General features: G+C 65.6%; 17 protein-coding genes. 12 read left to right on the top strand and 5 right to left on the bottom strand.

Features of this window, described 5'->3' with window-relative positions:
* The first annotated feature begins 58 nt into the window (after nt 1–58).
* On the top strand, nt 59–1,039 hold the full coding sequence (locus tag KA712_15490) for a porin family protein (GenBank protein MCG5054367.1): 981 nt from the start codon (nt 59–61) through the stop codon (nt 1,037–1,039).
* Nucleotides 1,040–1,115: 76 nt separating this feature from the next.
* On the opposite strand, the gene KA712_15485 is transcribed toward KA712_15490, so the two are convergent.
* The 3 genes from KA712_15485 to KA712_15475 form a co-directional block, all read right to left on the bottom strand.
* On the bottom strand, nt 1,116–2,897 hold the full coding sequence (locus KA712_15485) for a zinc-ribbon domain-containing protein (protein MCG5054366.1): 1,782 nt from the start codon (nt 2,895–2,897) through the stop codon (nt 1,116–1,118).
* A gap of 229 nt (nt 2,898–3,126) precedes the next feature.
* Nucleotides 3,127–4,626 carry a serine/threonine protein kinase gene (locus KA712_15480; protein ID MCG5054365.1) on the bottom strand — a complete coding sequence of 500 codons (1,500 nt, stop codon included), beginning with the start codon at nt 4,624–4,626 and terminating at the stop codon, nt 3,127–3,129.
* A 53-nt stretch (nt 4,627–4,679) separates the two neighbouring features.
* Entirely contained in the window at nt 4,680–5,351 is a 672-nt protein-coding gene (locus tag KA712_15475) for an SCO family protein (GenBank protein ID MCG5054364.1), read from the bottom strand.
* Nucleotides 5,352–5,571: 220 nt separating this feature from the next.
* On the opposite strand from KA712_15475, the gene KA712_15470 reads away from it, so the two are divergent.
* From KA712_15470 to KA712_15430, 9 genes are all read left to right on the top strand, one after another.
* Nucleotides 5,572–6,252 carry a cytochrome c oxidase subunit 3 gene (locus KA712_15470; protein MCG5054363.1) on the top strand — a complete coding sequence of 227 codons (681 nt, stop codon included), beginning with the start codon at nt 5,572–5,574 and terminating at the stop codon, nt 6,250–6,252.
* Complete coding sequence (locus tag KA712_15465; protein ID MCG5054362.1) at nt 6,249–6,548, top strand: cytochrome C oxidase subunit IV family protein; 300 nt, start codon at nt 6,249–6,251, stop codon at nt 6,546–6,548. The genes KA712_15470 and KA712_15465 overlap by 4 nt, the downstream gene beginning before the upstream one ends.
* Nucleotides 6,545–6,781: a hypothetical protein gene (locus KA712_15460; protein ID MCG5054361.1), complete on the top strand. Its 237-nt coding sequence runs from the start codon at nt 6,545–6,547 to the stop codon at nt 6,779–6,781. Before KA712_15465 ends, KA712_15460 begins: the two co-directional genes overlap by 4 nt.
* Entirely contained in the window at nt 6,778–7,650 is an 873-nt protein-coding gene (locus tag KA712_15455) for a cytochrome C oxidase subunit II (GenBank protein MCG5054360.1), read from the top strand. Before KA712_15460 ends, KA712_15455 begins: the two co-directional genes overlap by 4 nt.
* A 45-nt stretch (nt 7,651–7,695) precedes the next feature.
* On the top strand, nt 7,696–9,477 hold the full coding sequence (locus tag KA712_15450; protein ID MCG5054359.1) for a cbb3-type cytochrome c oxidase subunit I: 1,782 nt from the start codon (nt 7,696–7,698) through the stop codon (nt 9,475–9,477).
* On the top strand, nt 9,474–10,115 hold the full coding sequence (locus KA712_15445; GenBank protein ID MCG5054358.1) for a cytochrome c oxidase subunit 3: 642 nt from the start codon (nt 9,474–9,476) through the stop codon (nt 10,113–10,115). Before KA712_15450 ends, KA712_15445 begins: the two co-directional genes overlap by 4 nt.
* 11 nt (nt 10,116–10,126) lie before the next feature.
* A complete protein-coding gene (locus tag KA712_15440; protein ID MCG5054357.1) occupies nt 10,127–11,203 on the top strand; it encodes a c-type cytochrome in 1,077 nt (358 codons plus the stop codon).
* 187 nt (nt 11,204–11,390) lie between these two features.
* Nucleotides 11,391–11,960: a DUF4878 domain-containing protein gene (locus KA712_15435; GenBank protein MCG5054356.1), complete on the top strand. Its 570-nt coding sequence runs from the start codon at nt 11,391–11,393 to the stop codon at nt 11,958–11,960.
* Between the two features lie 21 nt (nt 11,961–11,981).
* A complete protein-coding gene (locus KA712_15430; GenBank protein ID MCG5054355.1) occupies nt 11,982–15,881 on the top strand; it encodes a hypothetical protein in 3,900 nt (1,299 codons plus the stop codon).
* 13 nt (nt 15,882–15,894) lie between these two features.
* Here the strand turns inward: KA712_15430 and KA712_15425 are convergent, their stop codons facing one another.
* Nucleotides 15,895–16,767 (bottom strand): LysR family transcriptional regulator, encoded by an 873-nt coding sequence (locus KA712_15425; protein MCG5054354.1) that lies wholly within the window; start codon nt 16,765–16,767, stop codon nt 15,895–15,897.
* Between the two features lie 128 nt (nt 16,768–16,895).
* Here KA712_15425 and KA712_15420 point away from each other — a divergent pair, with 128 nt between their 5' ends.
* Both KA712_15420 and KA712_15415 read left to right on the top strand, forming a co-directional pair.
* Nucleotides 16,896–17,726: a DUF4437 domain-containing protein gene (locus KA712_15420; protein ID MCG5054353.1), complete on the top strand. Its 831-nt coding sequence runs from the start codon at nt 16,896–16,898 to the stop codon at nt 17,724–17,726.
* Nucleotides 17,727–17,783: 57 nt separating this feature from the next.
* Nucleotides 17,784–18,161, top strand: a complete 378-nt coding sequence (locus tag KA712_15415; protein MCG5054352.1) for a nuclear transport factor 2 family protein — start codon at nt 17,784–17,786, stop codon at nt 18,159–18,161.
* Between the two features lie 72 nt (nt 18,162–18,233).
* Here KA712_15415 and KA712_15410 read toward each other — a convergent pair whose 3' ends face one another.
* Nucleotides 18,234–19,517, bottom strand: coding sequence for an IS4 family transposase (locus KA712_15410; GenBank protein ID MCG5054351.1), 1,284 nt, complete (start codon nt 19,515–19,517; stop codon nt 18,234–18,236).
* Nucleotides 19,518–19,628 lie beyond the last annotated feature (111 nt).

Here is a 19,628-nt window from a genome sequence, read left to right as displayed (position 1 = left end):
GGCGGGAGGCCGTCCGGGCCTGCCTGTCTCTGGCCCTCGGCTTGCTATAGCGACCGCCATGCAGTCCCTCACGCCCGCTTCCGTTCGTGGCCCACGCCCCGCCCCCCGCCGCCCACTCCTCTTCGCTCTCACTGCGGTCCTCACCTCCGCGCCAGGCCTCGTGCAGGCCGACGTCTGCGTCCAGATCGACGCCAGCAAGGACACGCTCGCCGAAGCTGACCGTCGGGGTGCCGAGCTCATGCTCGAGCAAACCTTTCGCAACCTGGGCGCCCCGCTCGGCCCCAACTGCACCGAGAGCTACAGCGTGTATCACGTAGGCCTTGGCCAGTCGGTGAACGTCTTTTTACAGGGACCGCTCGGGAACCGCCAAGGACAGGCAAGCCGCCTGGAAGAGCTGCCCGCCGTCTATGACCAGCTCGTGCGCAGCCTGACCACGGGGGCCCCCGTCTCGCCGCTCAGCCCGGCCGTTACCCGGCACAACGTCACGGCCGCCCAGGTCGCGCCCCGGCGTATCGAGGCCGACTCGGTCTGGTACGCGCGCCTGGGCTACGGGGCCAGCCTCGGCACCGGCTCCACGTCAGGGCCGGCCTTCGGCTTCGGCTACCGCTACGAGCTCGACCAAATCGCGGTGGATTTTTCTTTCCTGAACTTCGTCCTGGATCAGGGCAACGGCGATGGGGACGGCGGCGTATCCGGCTCGTGGATCAAGCTGATGGGTCACTACTTCCTCAACCCCCTCGCCAACGGCTCGAGCTACGTCGGTGCGGGCGTGGGCTGGGGCGCCACGGTGCTCGTGAGCGATCTGGGCGACGACTACACGGGCAGCGGCCTCCAGGGTGAACTCACCGCCGGCTACGAATTTCTCCGCGCCAGCTCCATCCGCATGTTCACGCAGCTCGATGTCTCTTTGCCCTTTTATTTGGTCGACCGCTTCGCCTTCGACTCTGTCGAACGGGATACGGCCTGGGCCCCCACCGTGGCGTTGTCCCTCGGCATTGGCTGGGGCCGGGGCCTCACCCGGGTGCAGGTCATCCAGTAGGCTGGAGGGCAGCCTCGGGGGTTTACCGCGCGAGGCTGCCGCTGGTGCCGCGGTGGCCCCGGTCGGCCCCGCAGCGTCAGCTGCCCGACAAGACCAACGTGAAGCCGGTCTCGTAGTCTTCGCCACCCGCGGGGAAGCGCCAACGGTTGATGGAGGTCTTCAAGCAGTCGTGAACGGCGTCGAGAGTCGCGGGCGATTTCAGATCCACGGCCTTGACCCGACCCGAGATCCCGATGGTCACGGTGACCTCGATGCGGCCACCGGTACGGCTGCCCGTGCGGCGCAGGACGCGGTTGTAGCAAAGCTTGACCGCATCCTGGTTCTCCTTGCGGGTGACCACGTTGCGGATGGCCGACTGATCGATGGGAGGTGCGGCGGCAGCTCGCTTCGCCACCAACGCGCGACGCTCGCTCAAGCCCAGGTCGACCTTGCGCTCTTCGGGTGCGTTCGGCGCTCCCTCTTGAGCGCCAGCAGGCGGAGGCGCCAACGGAGGCGGCGCCGTGGGATCGCTCCCACCCGTGGCCTTGCTGCCAGGGGCCGGACGCTTGACCGCGCGTGGGTCGGGCCCCCCGCCGATGTGGGCCACCTTGTGCGCCTCGGTGGCTTCCTGCCCTTGGCCTTCCCCCTCGGCGAACCACTTCTGGGCTTCCTCGGCGGCGGCCTTTTCTGCCTCCTCCGGTGAGCGCTTCGTCGCACTCTCGGACGGGGCGGGACCCGACCGTTTGGTGACAGCCGCGCCGCCGCCACCCGCACCCGAAAACGCAAGGGCGACCGCCGCGCCCAGAATGAGAACACCGGCCGCCAAGGCGACGTACTTCAAAGCCGGGTTGCGCGAAACGCGGCCACCAAGCCCCATGACCTGCGACAGGCCCGACTCGGCACCCATCGACTGGTCCGGGGCGGGCGCACGCGCCGCAGGGCCCCCATCGTCGGCGTCATCGGCGGCGACCGGCGGTGGGAAAAAGGGCGAGGCATGACCGTGAGCCGCAGCCTCGGCCGGGGCACGGCCGGCCTCGTGATGCCCGTTCATGGCACCGTGAAGCCCACCGTGCCCATTGAGACCGTTGGCCCTTTCGAGCCCCGCCGCCGAGGACACGGAGGAGAGATGCGCCACCGGGGTTTTGTCACTGTCATCCTCGAGGTCGGCGCTCCCCGCATCGGCCTCAGGCAGCTTGTCGCCTCTCGCCAGGTCGGCAGCCAGCGCCGCCGACAGGGGCTGGACCTGCGTAGCTTCACCCTCGTCGAAGCCAGCCACGTGGTCGGAGAGACTCGCGACGGCCGCGCCCACGGCGGGACCGCCCGATCCCCCCCGTCCTGACACGCTTCGCAAGGGGCCCGCGCCTTTCGCCAATGACGAAAGGGGACGGGGCGGAGGTGGCGCCGCCGGAGGTCGGGGCGGAGGTGGCAGGGAGCGCCCGGACCGCACGGCCTGCACGGCGCGCGCAATCTCGGGCACCTGCTCCGGGTCCTTCCACCCATCGAGGCCGTCCTTCCAGATGTACACCTCGGCGTCCGCTCTCTGGGTGACCACTTTGGACGCCAGCTGCGAGCGGGAAAAAGGTCCCGTCTGCTGCCCATCCACCGCAAGATGCCATTCGACCGGTTCGGCAACCAGCCGTGCGGCGGGTAGCGCGGGCACACCCGTTCGTACGGGGGCCGGGGGCGCCACGGGCGGTCTCGTCACCACCTGCGAGATGGAAGCCGTGGCCGCAGGGGCGGACTCGCCCGCTTCGACGGCAGTGTCGCGCAGCGTGATCACGTTGTCACACGACTTGCAACGGATCTTCAAAATCTTCTGCCGGACCTTCTCGTCAGCGATCGAGTAACGGGTCCCGCAGCGCTCGCAAAGAAACTTCATCCAGCCTTCTCGGGAATTTCCCTAGGGTTTCAAAGCTTTCGTCAGGGCGGAGGCGGATACTATAGACGCAGTGAGGCCGAATGGAAAGCACGTCGTCGGCCAAGGTCCCATCGAACCCACCGTCGCCAGTCCCTTTGCCTACCCTCACAACCCCTCCCCATAAGTCACGGGCGAATAAACATCGGCGCCTTGGGGACGAACGTGAGACGTTCGCCTCCTCAAATCGCCCTTATGACCTACGGCCTCTGCCCAGGCTTGTCGAGCCTGAAAAGGGCTCATTTTTCCTCCGACATCCCCTCACCTCGCGAACATCCAGGCGGCACCTGCCGCCGCCAGCGCCAGGGCGAGCAGCGTTGGCACCACGGGGAAGCGGGAGGATGTCGCTGCCTTTTGTGCCCCCGCCGCAGGGACAGGTTCTGGCCTGGGAGCCGCCGCCCCAACCCGGACCACCGGCCGCGCCGCCGCGGGAACCATCGAGGCGGGCTCGGCCAGAGGCTCGGACCGCACGGCCCCGCCCGCTTCGGACGCGGCCGGTGCGGCCTTGGGCACGGGCCGCGGGGGTGGGGGTGAAGGTGCCGGCCGGGCCGTCTCGTCGGCTGCCACCCGCCACGCGCCTTCGCTGCCCCGGTCGAAGTCGAGCTCTTCGTCTTCGTAATCGTCGTCCTCGCCCACGAACGCGGCGGCGCGACGCCGGCCTCGGTCCGAGATGGCGGCGCTGGGCGCCTCGATCGCCCGCAAGTAGGTGGCCACCTGTCGCTCTCCGATCCGCTCGGGCAGCGACCCCAAAAAGGCATCGAGGTCGCGTCCCATCGCCTCGGCCGAGGCGTAGCGGTCCTGGGGACGCTTCGCGAGGGCTTTCATGACGATCTTTTCGAGCGCCGGGGGATAGTCTCGGTCCAGGAAGGTGGGAGGCCGGATCTGCTCCTCCACGATGCGCTTCATGATGACCTGGGGCTTGCCCCGGTAGAGCCGCCGGCCGAGCGTGATCTCGTAAAGGATGATGCCCAAAGAGAAGATGTCGGAACGACCGTCGAGCCGCTGTCCCTGCACCTGCTCGGGTGACATGTACGAGTACTTGCCGGGCCGTCCCCTCGTGGTCTTCCTTGCGGTCTCCGTGATCCGTGGCGATCCCGAAGTCGATGATCTTGGTGTGCCCCCGGTCACTGATGATGATATTGGTCGGCGAGATGTCCCGGTGCACCACCGACAGCGGTTGGCCACTGCGGTCTCGCCCTTCGTACATGTAGGCCAAACCCTCGGCGACCTGCGCACAGATGTACGCGGCCAAGCCCAACGGCAAAGGCTGCCCCACCTCGAGCCCCCGGCGGATGAGCTGCGTGAGGATCCGCCCCTCGATATGCTCCATCGCGATGAAGTGCTGCCCCTCGGCCGTGGCGAAATCGTAGATGTCCACGATGCTCGGATGGTGAAGCCGCGCGCCGATGCGCGCTTCGTCCTTGAACATCTCCACCACCTGGGCGTTGTCGTGGTAGCGGGACTGAAGGAGCTTGAGCACGAGCGCTTTCCGAAACCCTGCACCCCCGCTGCGAACCGGTGATGCGCCTTCCGATGCACCCTCGTTGACAGCCAAAAAGATTTCCGCCATGCCCCCCGAGTCGAGATGCTCGACCACGGTGTAACGTCCGAGCGTTTTGCCCCGAAACGAGGCCCAGCCCCCCTCATGCAAAGCCCCTGGCTCCGCGTCCTGCTTTGGCGTGGCTTGCTGCACGTACCCGTTCCCTTCTTCCCGTCGTGTCGCGGCTTCGTCCCGTGCGAAGCCGCTCAGTGGCCGCGGTTGATCAACATCGTGGCGTCGTGGAGCAACCGGTCCACGATCTCTGGCTCGGCAGGATCATAGTAGCCCCGAATGCGCAGCTCCGCGTCGACCAGCACGAGCTGCGTCCCGTGGAACAAGCTCGCGAAGTCCTGCTCGCCTTCGGGAAGCTCGCCCATCGCCACCTTGAGCCCGCCCTCCACGGTGGAACGGATGGCGTCGAGCGGCCCGGTCAGCAACCGCCACATGCGAGGGTTCACGCCGTGTTTGTGTGCATAGGCTGCGAGCACCTCGGGGCTGTCGTGGGTGGGATCCACGCTGAACGACACGATCCGAAAGGCTTGGCTCAGGTTGCGGGCGCGCTTTTGAACGTGCCCGAGCTGCTTCGTGATGGCCGGGCAGATCGTGGGACATCGGGTGAAGATGAAGCTGCCCACCCAAACCTGCCCCTGCAGATCCTGGCTACCGTAGGCTCGCCCGTCCTGGTCCAGGAACGAGAAGGCGCCCAGCTGCCCCAGCACGGGTAGGGGCGGCGCCGGGGGGCGCAGCACCTGGTTCAAGACCGGCAACGACAGCCCGAAGAGAATCGCCACGAGCCAGAACGAGGGCCGGCTCACCAGCCGCGACACCCTCGTCTGCAGGCGCGCACCGAACTGACCAGCCATGGCCGAAGCTCCCATCGCTCGTTGATTACCACAGCCCGAGGGCCCTGACACGCCGTCACCACCGCGCCCCGGAGGAGCGCCGCGGCAGGGGCCCCGGCCGTCCCAAGAGGGTCGCGGGCAAACCCCGCGCAGTGACCGGGGTCGAAAGCACCCCGCCCTAGTTGCCGGGAAGTGCGGGCGCGGCGTGCCCCTCGGTTGCCAGCCGCAGGCAGACCTGATAATTCAGCGAGTCGCGATGCCAGCCGCCGAGGCGCTATCTCCCGCACCCGATGGGCAGGGCTCCCTCTCACACGGTCCCCGCCGGTGGCCCGATGATCCTTACGTGGGTCGCGCCAGCGCGCTCAAAGTGGGCATGTGGGTTTTCCTGCTTTCAGATGGCTTTTCCTTCGCTGGTTTGCTGTTGACGTACGGCATCCTCCGCGCCGCGTCCGTGACCTGGCAGCCTGCCGGCGAGCCCGACTTCGGCCTCACCTTCACCGCCGGCCTCACCTTCCTCCTCATCTGTTCCAGCCTCACGATGGTGATGGCGCTTGCCGCATGTCGCGAGGGCAAGCGGGGCAAGACCTTGCTCCATCTCGGCCTCACCATGTTGGGCGGCGGGCTCTTCCTGTGCGGTCAGTACCACGAGTATTTCGGGATCGGGGGGCCTGGGTTGCTGGCTCACGGTCTGCGCTTCAGTCAGTCCCACAGAGCCACCACCTTTTATGTCATTACGGGGTTTCATGGCCTGCACGTGGCCACGGGCCTGCTGCTCCTGGGAATGTCCTTCGTTCGGACCGCGCGGACGCGCAACGCCCTCACGAACGCCGACGCGCTCGAGACCACGGGGCTCTTCTGGCACTTCGTGGACCTCGTCTGGATTCTGGTCTTCACCTTCGTCTACCTCATCCCTGCACCGATCGAGGCAGCACCTTGACGGCGAGACTCACGAGCGTGGGCCCCCGCAAAGCCTACGTCCTCGTTTTCCTCCTCCTGACCCTGTTGACGGTGGCGGAGGTGGGCGTGGTCTACGTTCCCGCAGTGAGCCGCGCTTTGCTGATTTCCGCCCTGGTCTTGTTGGCGCTGGCGAAGGCAGGCCTCGTCTTGATGACCTACATGCATCTTGGCCATGAGGCCCGCGCGCTCAGGCTGACCGTGCTGGTGCCCTTCGTGTTCCCGGCCCTCTACGCCTTCGTGCTGATGGCCGAAGCCTCGTGGAGGTTCCTGCGATGAGAGCGCTTGCCTGCTTTTCCGCCGGTTTCGTGGCGCTGGGGCTGCCACAGCTGAGTTGGGCCTGTCCAGCGTGCGCGGGCCGGCAAACCGACACCCCGATGGTGTTCGCCTTGGTCGCCGCGATGATCGCGCTGCCCTATGCCGTGGCCGTCGTGGCCTTTCGGGTGATTCGCAAGGTGGAGCGCACCTCCCCTGCGCCGGCGAACCCTTCCTCCCCGGAGCAGCTCCGATGAAGCGGTCGCCCGCCCTGTCCCGCCACGGAACGACCCGCCCGCATCGGCTTTCCCACTTTGGGCTTGGCTTGGGGCTTTCCTTGCTGGGCTCCGGGGCTTCCGCGGCGCCGCAGCCCGAGGCGGGGTGGGGCTTGCCCCGCAACGTCTCGCTTCACGGGGCGCGCACCGATTGGCTCATCGAAGTCACCACCGTCTTCGTGGGGCTCTTGTTTGCCGTGACCGTCGTTTGGCTGCTCTGGTCGGCGCTCTTCCACGGCCCCAAGCACCGCGCCGTTTACGATCTCGGCAGCGCCCGCCAGCAAGTCATCAAGGCGCTTGCGCTGTCCGTGCTCATCTTCGGCGTGGTCGACGGCAACCTCTTCGTGTCCGGCATGGCCGATCTCGACGACGCGTTTTGGGCCTTCGACAAAGCCAACGCGGCCCCCAACGCCGTGCGCGTCCAGGTCAACGCCCACCAGTGGGCCTGGGACATACGCCACCCCGGTGCCGACGGCCAGTTCAACACGCCCGACGACATCGTCACCTTCAACGAGCTCCACGTGCCCACGGGGGCTCCCGTGATCGTGCAGCTCGCTGCCACTGACGTCATCCACAGCTTTTCGTTGCCCCACTTCCGCACCAAGCAAGACGCTGTGCCCGGCTCGATCACCCGCCTTTGGTTTCAGGCCAAGGACACGGGCGACTTCGAGATCTCCTGCGCCCAGCACTGCGGCGTAAACCACTACAAAATGCGTGGCGTGCTCAAGGTGCTCACCCCCGACGCCTACGAGGCTTGGCTACACGAGGCCTCCAAGCTGGCGGCCCGCGCCTACGACCCCCTGGACGAGGGCGCACACTGGGGATGGGATTGGGACCGTCGCAACCACTGACGCCCGCACCCGACCACCGCAGCTGGTCGAGACAGGTCAACCTTCATGGATCTTCAGCCCATTCACCTCGCCCCCCGATCCTTCGTTCGCCGGTACCTGTTTTCAACCGATCACAAGGTGATCGCGAAGCAGTTCCTGTGGTCGGGGTTGTTGTTCCTGCTCTTCGGCGGCCTCTTGGCCATGCTCATCCGCTGGCAGTGGGCGTACCCGGGCCGTGCAGTGCCGGGGGTCGGGCACACCCTCTTCCCCGACGCGAGCGGCGTCGTCACCCCGGCCACCTACAACACCGTGTTCACGATGCACGGGCTCATCATGATCTTCTTCGCGATCACGCCGATTCTCATCGGTGCTCTGGGGAACTTCACGATTCCGCTCATGATCGGCGCGCGGGACATGGCCTTTCCCCGCCTCAACATGGCGTCTTTTTGGACCTTCGTGCTCTCGATGGCGCTCATCGCGCTGTCGTTCTTCGTGCAGCTGGGATCCGCTTCGGCGGGCTGGACCACCTACCCCCCGCTTTCGACGCGTATCGGCTCGCCCGGCCTCGGGCAGACGTTGGTGGTGGCGGCGATCTTCGTCACGGGTGCGGCCACCATCATGGGTGCCGTCAACTACGTCACCACCGTGATTCGCTTTCGCGCCCCGGGCATGAGCTACATGCGCATGCCCCTCACGGTGTGGGGTCTGTGGCTCACCTCGATCCTCAACGTGCTCTTCGTGCCGGTGCTCGGCGCCGCGGCCTTGTTGCTCTTCCTCGATCGCGTTTTCGGCACACAGTTCTTCATCGCCGGGGCGGCCGCCGTGCGGGGCGGGGGTGATCCCATTTTGTTCCAGCACCTCTTTTGGATCTTCGGACATCCCGAGGTCTACATCCTCATCCTGCCCGCCTGGGGCGTGGTGGCGGATCTGGTGTCCTTCTACGCCCGCAAGCCAGCCTACTGGTACAAGGGTTCGGTGATCGCCATGACGGCCATCACCGTGCTCTCCGCCGTGGTCTACGGGCACCACATGTTCACCACCGGCATGAACCCGCTGCTCGGCAAAGCCTTCATGACCTTGACCTTGATCATCAGCGCGCCGGCCGAGCTGCTCTTTCTCAATTGGCTCCACACGATCTGGAAAGGCTCCGTGCGCCTGACGGCCGCCATGCTCTTTACGCTCGGCGTGATCTTCGTTTTCGCGCTCGGCGGACTGACGGGTATCTACCTGGCCACCATTTCCACCGATCTTTATCTGCACGACACCATGTTCGTGGTGGGTCACTTTCACCTCACGATGGGCGCGGCGTCCTTTCTGGCGAGCTTCGCGGCGATCCACCACTGGTTCCCAAAGATGTTCGGCCGCAAGCTCAGCGAGCCGCTGGGCAAAGCCCACTTCTGGACGTCGGCGGTGTTCATGACCTTGCTCTTCGTGGGTCAGCTGGCGGTGGGGTACGCGGGCCAACCGCGCCGGCTCTGGGACCCTCATCAGTACACGTTCCTCCAGCACTTGGCCCCCCTCAACCGCTGGACCAGCTACTTCGGGTTCGCCCTGGGCGTCTCGCAACTGCTCTTCGTCTTCAATTTCTTCCGCAACGTCTTCGCCCCCGCCAACGCCGAGGCCAATCCCTGGAACGTCGGCACGCTCGAGTGGACGATCTCGTCACCTCCCCCTCACCACAACTTCGACCTGGTCCCCGAGGTGCTGCGAGGGCCTCACGAGTTCGCCAACCCCGAGGTGAGAGCCCTGCTCGGGCGCGACTGGGTGGCTCAGAACGAACCTCTTCCCCGCCCGCCAACTGTCCCCGAGGCCGGGGCGGCCGCTGCGTCTTCGCGAGGGGTGGCGTGAACGCAGGGGAGCACACGCCGGGCGCATGGGCCCTGCCTTCCGGGGGGCGCGACGCCACGCCGGCGCCGGACGAGCGCGGCGTGCAGCAGCACCAGGCCGGCACGGCGTTCCTGGGCATGGTCATCTTCATGGCCTCGTGGGCCATGCTGTTCGCCGGGCTCTTCTTCGCCTACGGGGTGGTGCGTGCCGGGGCACATCCCTGGCCCCCCACCGACATGCCGGATCTCCCGCTCGGCCTGCCCGCCACGGCCACCCTGGCGCTTGCGCTTTCGAGCTACGGGCTGCACGAAGCGCTCGCGCGGGCCCGCGCCACAGGTAAGGGTGTGGCGCGCCTCGTGGGGGCCGCCGCCGCGCTCGGCGCGATCTTCCTCCTTTTGCAGGCCCGGGTCTGGGGGTCCCTGTGGCACCTGGGCCTCACACCGGACGCCGGCCCCTACGCTTCGGTGTTCTATGGACTCACCGTGTTTCATGCCCTGCATGTGGCGCTGGGAGTCCTGGCCCTCGGCTGGCTCACGGTGCGAGCGGCGAGACGGCGCTACACGCCTCTTGCGCACATTCCCTTGCGGCTTTGGACCCTCTACTGGCACATGGTGGGTGTGGTCTGGGGCCTCATGTACCTGTTGGTCTACGTGCTGTGAGGCCGATCGTGATGCGCTTTGTCCCCCTTCGTCTTCCCGGCGGCCCGCGCGGCGCGGCCATCGCCATGCTGTTCCTGTTCGCTACGGCCAGCGGATGCCAGACGAAGCTCTTCGACACGCCGAAGTTTCACGAAGGCCAGCGGCTCGGCGGCCAAGAGGTCTCGGCGGCCACGCTCAACCTCGGCCACGACGTGTACACGCTTTATTGTCAGACCTGCCATGGCGAAGCGGGTGACGGACGTGGACCCACCTCAGCTGGCATGCGCCCTCCTCCCCGCGACTTCCGTCCGGCCCAGTTCAAGTTCGGAGGGGTCCCGGTAGGTGAGCTGCCGCGCGACGAAGCGCTCGACCACATCCTGGTTCACGGCCTCGCGGGCACCCCGATGCTGGCCTGGGACCTTCCCCCGCAGCAGCGCCACGCCGTGCTTCAGTACATCAAGACCTTTGCAGAGCGCTGGCGCGAGGAGGAGCCCGGATCCCCCATCGACGTGCCAGACGATCCGTGGCGGGGCCGCAGCGCCGAAGCGATCGAGGTGGGCAAGCGCATCTACCACCTGGCCGGCGTCGAGAACGACCCCGAAGGCAACATGAAGTACGTGCTGGCTGGCTGCTCGAACTGCCACCCGAGCTACATCACCCGCGCCGAGAGGGTAGCCCTTTCGCAGCGCTATCTCGGCGCGCCTCCCGCTGCGATGGCGGACCTCGAGGACATGTACCGCCCGTCGCTCAAGGCCAGTGAGTACAACGCAGGCGCCTACACGGTGCAGATTCTCCCGATCGACTTTCTGTTTCAACCGGTCAAAAACGGCACGGAGCTCGAGGGGCTCTACCGCACCATCGCCGCCGGCATCGCGGGCGCGGCCATGCCCAGTTGGCAGGGGATCGTCAGCGAGGAGGGCCTGTGGGCGCTGACCCACTACGTCAAGAGCCTTACAGAGCTGCGCGGCACCCCCGCAGCGATCGCGCTTCGCGAGGAACTGATGGCCCAGGCCCCCCTCCCGCCCCATGACGAGAACACCTCCGAAGCGTCCCGGCAGGAAGCCAAGCCCCGGGCCAAGCACCCGGGTCCCCGCGTTTCGAGGCCCTGACCACCGCAGGTGCGGAGCCTCCGGCAAGCCCGGGCCAGGACCCCGCGTGGCGCGTGCACCTCAAAGCCCGGCCCTGCGAAAAGAAAGCGGTTTTGCTCGCGTTGACTCGGCGACGCAGGCCGATTAGCTTGCCCCGGGGGCGTTGCCGGCCGTGCTCGGTGTTGCACCGTCCCGCCAAGGAGATCTGATGTCGAATGAAAATGCCTCGCGGCCGCTCCGGCTCGCCCCCTGCCTGCTGGTTTTAGCCCTCGGCCTCGCCGGTCTTCCGGCCTTGGCCCACGCCGACGAGATCATCGAAATGCTCGACAAGACGAAGGTCTCGGGCGAAATCGTTCACTACTTCGATGGGGTGTTCACCGTGAAGTCGGGCGGCAACACGCTCAAGCTTCCGCGCGACAAGGTGAAATCGATTCAGTACAAGCTGCCTGCCCCGCGGGCCGAGCTGAGCTCACCTCAAAAGACGTTCCAACGCTGGCAAAAGGCGCTCGAAAGCGGCGACCTCGAAACGGTGATCGACTCCTACGCGTTGATGTACCAGGGCATGCTCGCCTCGCAGATGGGCGGCTCCGGCGACGACGTCAAGAAGATGAAGGACGAGCTCAAGGGGGCCAACTTCAACGTCAAGGGGGCCACGCAAAAGGGCGAGACGGCCACCTTGAAGGTGGAGATGAAAAAAGACGACGCCTCCCACACGGCTGACATCGGCTTCGTCCGTGAGAACGGCGAATGGAAGATGTTGCCGATGCCCATGCAATAAAGCCTCGCCCCGAAGCACCTGATGCCGCGCCTTCGTCTGTTTTCTTCGTCCGCCGCGGCCACGCTGGCGCTCGCGTTCGCTCTCGCCGTCTTGCGCCTCTCGGGAGCCATCGCGGCTCCCGTGTGGGCGTCGAACGCTAGACCAGCGGGACTGAAAGGGGCGCTCAACCGTGCGGTCGCCCCCCGCTTCAATCCCTTCCAGACGCCCACGCACGCGGACGTGCGGGCGCAGACCTCGTCGCCGTCGCCAGTGCCCGCCCCAGGCGCCACCGCCCCGGAGCCGAACGCCTGTGCCACGGACGAAGAGTGCCCCGACGGCACGATCTGCACGGACGGCCGCTGCCAAACGCTCGAGCGCCCCGTGCGCGCCCTCCTCTTTCGCAAGGAAGGGCCGCGAACGGCCTTCTGGCCCCTCTACTTCGCCCGGTCCGGCATCCCCGGCTACCGCGTGGTGGCGCCGTTCTACTGGCACTTCTTCAGCCGCAGTGAAAAGACCCGCATCCTGGCGCCCTTTTACTGGCGGTTCGAGAACTACGAGGCCAGACGGGTCAGCACGGCCTTGTGGGTCGGACCGCTCATCACCTGGTCGCGCCAACCCGACGCCTCGTCGTGGGGCGTTTGGCCCGTGGCCTATGGCTCCACGAAGTTCGGGTGGGCCGCGCCGCTTTTGGGTTCGTTCACCATCAAGAACCCCGAGACAGGGAAGTCTCTGGGCCTCTTCGCTTTCCTCTACTACTGGCGCCGCGACCTCTACCAGCAAGAGGCGTCCGATGTCTTTTTTCCCCTGGTCTGGAGCTTCCGCAGCAAGGCACGGGCAACCACCGTGGGATTCCCCCTCCTGTGGGCGTGGCGCCGAGGCGAATCGTCGAACGTGCTGCTGCTGCCCCTTGGCTTCCAACACGCCGAGGGCCGTCGCAAGCTCACGCTCGGCCCGCTTGGCTACAGCTCGTGGGCGGGGCCCAACCAACGCGGCTCGCTTCTGTGGGTCTACTGGTTCGGGCGCAACCAAAGCAAAAACGAGTACGACGTGCTCTTTCCCTTGCTCTGGAGCTTTCGCAGCGAGACGAAGAGCGGGACGGTTTTCTTCCCGCTGGCCTGGCACTTTTCGGGGCCCGACCGGCACAGCACCGTGGTGGGTCCCTTCCTCGACTTCAAACGACCGAAGAGCCGCTTCACGACCGTCCTGCCGCTCTACTACACGGCGTACGACGCCGAAGACAGAGCACGGTGGAGCCTGCTTTTCCCGTTCGCCTTTTGGCGCTCACGCGACGGAGGCGCACGCGCCTTCGCCCTCACCCCGCTCGGCGGCTACGCCCGGGACCGGGCCAAAGGCACGAGCGGGTTCACGCTGCTCGTCCCCCCCATCGTCAGCCGCCGGTCCCCCGAGCGCGACCTCGACCTCGTCTTCCCGTTCTACTACAGGCGGGTCGACCGCGTGACGGGCAGCCGCGCCCTGTGGACGCTGCTGTTTTATCGGAGCCAGGATGAAACGGGCTCTACCAGCACGCTCTTTCCCCTGATCTGGCACTTTCGCGATCGTGTGCACGACGCAACCGCCACGGCGGTACTTCCCTTCTTTTTCCGCCGCAAGTCGCCCACCGAGAGCCTGACCGCCGTGGGTGCAGGTGTACTGGCCTACTACGGCGACAAAGGCACGCGTGGCGGCTCGGGGGGGCTCTTTCCCTTGGCCTTCTTCGGACGGGAAGACGATAGGCGGCACGCGATCGTCTTTCCCCTGCTCTGGCACTTCAACTCGCCTCGCCGAAACTTCACCCTGGCGCTCCCCCTCTTCGGCCACTTTCGCAATGGGGAGGCAAAAACCACGGTGATCTTCCCCTTGCTCTACGCGCAGGGCGAGACGGCCCGGAGTTCCTACGCCGTCGCGCTGCCCTTTTTCTGGCACCTCCACGATGTGAAAACGCAGCGGAAGACCACGGTGCTGGGGCCGGCCTTCTACAGCCGCAGGCCGCAAGCTTGGTCGGCGGGGCTCTTTCCGCTTCTCTTCGCGGGCCGTTCGCCGAAGGGAGCACACACGGTGGTGGCGCCGCTCTTCTGGCATTTCCGCGACCACGAGGCCAAAAGCAGCCACACGCTGGTGGGCCCCTACTATCACGCCCGCGTGGGTGAAGAGCGCACCGATGCCCTGTTTCCCCTGCTCTACTTCCGCCGGGGCGCCCAGCCCGGCAAGGCCAACGAGACGAGCTTCACGCTCTTCCCGCTCGTGCACTACAAGCGCACGCCGTTCGCCCGAACCTTCATCACGCCCGTGGCGATGGGCAAAGCCACGCCCGAGCGCAAGGCCGGCTTCGTGGGCCCGTACTTCTGGTACGAGTCACGCACCGTGGCTGCCTCGGGGGCCTTTCCCCTGTGGTTCGACTTCACCAACAAGCAGCTTCAGCAGCGCACGCGGGTCGTGGGTCCCTGGGTGGCCATCGATGATGCCTCCACGCACGCCCGCTTCATCTTTCCGTTTTTCGGCCGCTACGCCACGCTGAAAAGGGAAGCCTCGGGCCCGGTCCAGGAGACCGGCACCTACGTCTTCCCCACGTACTTCCGCCAGCGCGACAGCGACGGCTACGCCCTGGACACGCTCTTTCCCCTGTTTTGGCGCTCTGCCGGCCCCAAAGGAGGAACCATCCAGCTCGGACCCTGGTTCGCATCGCGCGGACAAAGCACTTACGCACAAGGGCTCGTACCGCTCTACTTTTACGGGCGGAACGCAAAGCGCAGCCTGCTCGTCACACCCGTGGGCTACCGATGGCGCAACTTCGAGAAGCAAACCTCCACCACCTGGATGGGCCTCTTCTTCTACCGGAACACCTGGGCTCAGGGCCACACCACGGTGGGCTTTCCCCTGTGGTGGTCGGGGCGTAGCGATGCGCGCGCGCACCAGGTCTTGTTCCCCCTGTTTTGGCGCTTCGACGACAGCCAGCAACGTCGCACCACCACGGTGCTGGGGCCCTTCTTCTCCCGCCGCACCGGCAGCACGAACACCCGTGGCGTGGTCCCGCTCGCGTGGTACAGCCGCAATCCGGACACGCAGTGGTTCTCGGCCGCGCTGCTACCGCTCTTCTACGTCCGCACGCAACCCACGAACGCGGCCATCGTGACGCCCGTTTTTGGACGAGGCCGGTCTGCGACGAGCACCTGGTGGTACGTCCCTCCCTTCTTCCGCCGGCAGACGCCCACGAGCTCGTTCGCGATATTGGCCCCGCTGTGGTTCAGCCACACGAACAAGGTCACCGAGACCAACACGCGCTTCTTTTTGCCCCTGCTGCACTACCAGCGCAGCAGGCCCGAGCGCTCCCTCTCGGGGTGGCTGGGCCTGTTCTGGCGGCATCGTGGAATCGCCTCGGCCACCAGCGTGTTGTTCCCTCTCTTCTTCGACCACCACGCCTATCACCAAAGTCGTACCACGGGCCTTTTGCCGCTGTTCCTTCGTCATCACCGGGAGGACACGCAGACCACCTACACTCTGGGCCCGCTCTTTTACCGCCGCAGCACACCCGAACAGGCCACGACGGTGCTCTTCCCCCTCTACTGGGATTACAAGAGCGAGGGCCGCCGCAGCCAGATGCTCTTCCCGCTCTTCGCGCGCTTCGAGCGCGCGGGCTGGAAGGGCACCTATGTGTTCCCCAACATTTGGTACCGCACGGGCAAAGGACCGAACGAGGGCACGTCGCGCCTCATCGTGTTTCCCTTCTGGGAGTCAGAGGTCAAGCGCCCGGGCGACACCATGTGGGAAGTCCTCCTGGGTCTGGCTGGCTACGAGCGCAGCGGGCGCAACCGCTTCGTAAAGGTGTTGTTCATCCCCTTCGAGATCTCACCCGTTCCGCGAACGCAGACGGCCGCGTGGTATGGCCGCGCGCCCCGCAAGGCGCGCCTGGAACCTGCGCGCGGCTTCGGCGGGCACATCTGGTAGCGCAGCCCGTGGCTCAGGGGGCAGGCTTGCGCCCTTCGAGCAGGTCCAGCCCCTCTCGCACGGCCTCCCGTACGAAATTCACGAAGGCCCGTACCTTGGCGGTGGATTTCAGATCGCCATGCAGCAGCAGCCACAGATCGATGTTCGTATCGGGCGCGGGGTCCATGAAGCGCCGCAGGGAAAAGTCGGCATCCCCCATGAAACAGGGTAGGAGCCCCACACCGATCCCTTGGGCTACAGCCGCATGGGTCAGCGTCGCTTCATCCACGGTGAGCGCAACGGGCGCGCCGCCCCTGTGGGCTCTGACCCAGTCCTGATGAGGCAGTCCCCCCGCAGGCATTACCCACGAGGGTTGCGCCGCGCCTAGCCCCTCGAGATAGCTGCGGCTGCCGTAAACGGCGAAGGCCAGCGTGGCCTCTTTGCGCCCATGCAGGTCGGGCCCCGGCGCGTTGCTGGCCCGGATCACCACGTCGGCGTCGCGTTTTGCAAGATCGACGTAGCTGTTCGAGGCCGACACCGTCACCTCGAGCTGCGGGTACGCCGCCACGAAGCGCTTGAAAATGGGCATCAGGAAGGTCACGGCCATCGCGTCGGCCGTAGAGATACGCAGGGGCCCACCGAGCTGAGCGTCGCGCCCCAGGACCCTTCTATCCATCAGAAGAACCTCGCGCTCGATGCGCTCGGCTGATTCCTCCACGTCCCGCCCCGCCGCCGTGACCACATGGCGGCCCTCCAGGCGGTCAAACAGGCGACAGCCGAGCGCCTCTTCCAGTCCCTTGATCCGGCGGGCCATCGTGGAGTGCTGCACCGCCAGGGCTTTGGCGGCCGCGCTGATGGAGCCATGGCGAGCCACGGCGAGGAAGTAGCGGAAATCGTCCCAATCCATGATCGCGAAGGTCTGGCGATTTTTGCACAGAGCGCACCGATTTTTCGCCAATCCCGCTCACGACCAACCGCCCTTAGTCTCTTTTTCGAGACTGGTTGGCTCTCTTGCAGCGAAACAAAGGAACGAACATGTCGAAGAAACTTGGAATCATCTTGTCCCTGCTCGTCGGAGCCTGTGCGTCTGACGAATCGGCCGTCCAGAAAAATCCGGCGGCGGTCTTCGTCCAGTCCAAGGACGTGGCTTTTCAGGAAATTCTGCCGGAGATCGCGGAGTTCGGCACCGTTCACGGCGACCGCAGCGCGGGGGCCCACGGCACCTTCGTCCGGCTGAAAAAGGGGCAAGGCACCCCCGCCCACACGCACGGTGCAGCCTACGACGGGGTCGTGCTGGCGGGCCTCGTGGAAAACCCGATTCCCGGCAACGGCGCGAGCGTGGTGCCGCTCGGCCCAGGATCCTACTACCACGTGCCCGCCAACGCCGAGCACATCACGCGATGCGCCCCGAACTCGGCGTCGGATTGTCTCACCTTCTTCTATCAAGCCTCGGCTTTCGACTTTGACCCCTCCCTCAGCGCCGCCGACCCTGCGGCCGGCACCACGGCGCCCTTCCGCCCCGCAGCGTCTGTTCAGTTCGAGACCATCCTTCCCGGGGTGGCCGAGTTCGGAACGGTCTACGGCGATCGCGCCACGGGACGGCACGGGACGTTCGTGAAGCTCACGAAGGGGGGCGCCACGCCCCCGCATCTGCACACCGCCGCCTATCATGCAGTGGTTCTGGCCGGCCTCCTCGAAAACCCAACTCCTTCGGGCGAGGCTAAGCCGACGACGCTGCCCGTGGGGTCCTACTACTTCGTGCCCGCAGGCGCCGAACACGTCACCCGTTGTGCCGACGCCTCCCCGTCGGATTGTCTGACCTTCTTCTATCAAGAGCAGGCCTTCGACTTCGTACCGGTCCCCTGAGACGGAGGCACGGGCGACGCACGCTGAGACCCGAACGACTCGAGAAGGAAAATGCACATGTCCAACGACGAGAACACATCGAAAGACCATCAAGAAGTCGAGCAGGTCCTGCGCCTTTACTTCGCAGGCGCGCGCGGCGAGCCCGGAGCCCTTGCTCGCGCGTTTTACTCGAGCTGCAACCTGCAGTCGCTCGACGCTGACCAGAAGCTCGAGCTCGTCCCTCTCGAGAGGTTCATCGAACATGCAGAGGCCGGGCTCATTCCCCCCCACGAAGCCACGATGGAAGACCTCGAGGTGGTCAACGACATGGCGCGTGCGAAGGTCATGTTCCGCTTCGCGGCGCACGCCTTCACGGACCACCTCACCCTGCTGCGCGTCCGAGGCCGGTGGCGCATCGTCGCGAAGGTCTACACGAAGACGGCGCGTCCCTCGTGAAGGGTCCCATACCACCGTCGTTCACGAAAGGCGCTCGCCACCGGACGCGCGCCTAGCCGCAATGCTGTTCACTTAAGCACCACCCCTTTGGATGGTGCGACCGAAGGGACGTTTGCACTCCCTCGGATAGTGCCTGTCTTGTTGTGGGGCGTACGCGAACATTCGAAGGGCGGCGATGTCATCGTCCATCTGTTCATGGATGGATTTTCCTGAAAGCATCGCAAAGAGCAGATCACCGGCCGCTCGTAGGCAGTCTGCGCGAACGACGCGTCGGCCATCAAGGGTACGCTCCGCTTCTGCTTGAAGGAACGATGCCAGGGCTATCCAGATCATCGCGGAAATGAGTTCCTGTTCACATCCTTGGACGCTCTTGCTGTGGAAGTCCTCGGTCTGCATGAAGCTCTTCATTTCCTTGAAGAGAGATTCGATTCCCCATCGAGAGGCGTAGAGCTTGATGATGTCTTTGCGATCGAATCCGTCCTTTCCGCTCAAGGTGGACACGATGACCATCCTTTCGTTCTTCGTGCCTTTCCTCGGGCGGCCTGGCTTTGCGTCGCGCTCGACGACGCGCACCTGAAGCTCAATGTTCCCTTTTGCCCCCGGAAGCGTCAGTGTCACTTGGGCGGTCTTCTTGTTTGAAGACAAGAATGGCTTGAGCTCTTTCCACGCCGTCGCCTTCGATGCGCTCATTCTCGCAATGATGTCAACGCCATGTTCAATCAAGGCTGAGAACAGGTGGCGACTCGGAAACCCTCTGTCCATGACGGCCACGTCGCCTGCCTTGAACGGCAATCGGTGAACCAGCTTCTGCATGGACGTCCTCTCGCCGATGCCTTTTCCGGTCAGGGACCAATCCAACGGAAGACGGCGAAACACATCCGCAGCCATCACCACCAACCCTTGTGGATTGTGCACCGACGTCCCATTCGGCCGCTTCGGCCGCGCCATCTTCCTCGCTGTATCCGCGCTGCGCGGCAACACAACCCGCGTTCCATCGAACGCGATGAATCGACGTTTCCCCCACGGGGTTTTCGGAGTCGGCATGATGGACTCGCACCGCTCGACCAGCTGGTGCAGCAACCCACGGCATGTCTCGATCGAGACCTTCTTTCTTGCTTCACTGATGGACGACAACGTCGGTACCTTCGCCCAATCGAACACCTTGCGCCCGTAGTACGCCACGATCCGCAAGCTCCGTCGATAGCTCATCTTTCGGTCCGGCATCGTCAGGACCATCAGCCACATCAAGACGCTGCGGGCGCTCCATGTCCGTGTCCGGTCGAACTTGTCCGCACAGCCACTGGTCAGTTTGAAGAACGCTCGAAAGTGATCGCCAGGTCCACGAAGCAGGCTCATGAAGGCCGGCGCTCGCAGCCTCGGGCCTTGTCAAGACGAATTGCACAATATTTTCAGATGGTTACGAGGTTTCTTAAGTGAACAGCATTGCGCCTAGCCGAAGCCCCTGAC

Source organism: Myxococcales bacterium, from assembly GCA_022184915.1.
Taxonomy (GTDB): domain Bacteria; phylum Myxococcota_A; class Polyangia; order Fen-1088; family Fen-1088; genus JAGTJU01.
Note: the sequence above shows the minus strand (reverse complement) of the source record. Positions and strands in the feature narration are given on the sequence as shown.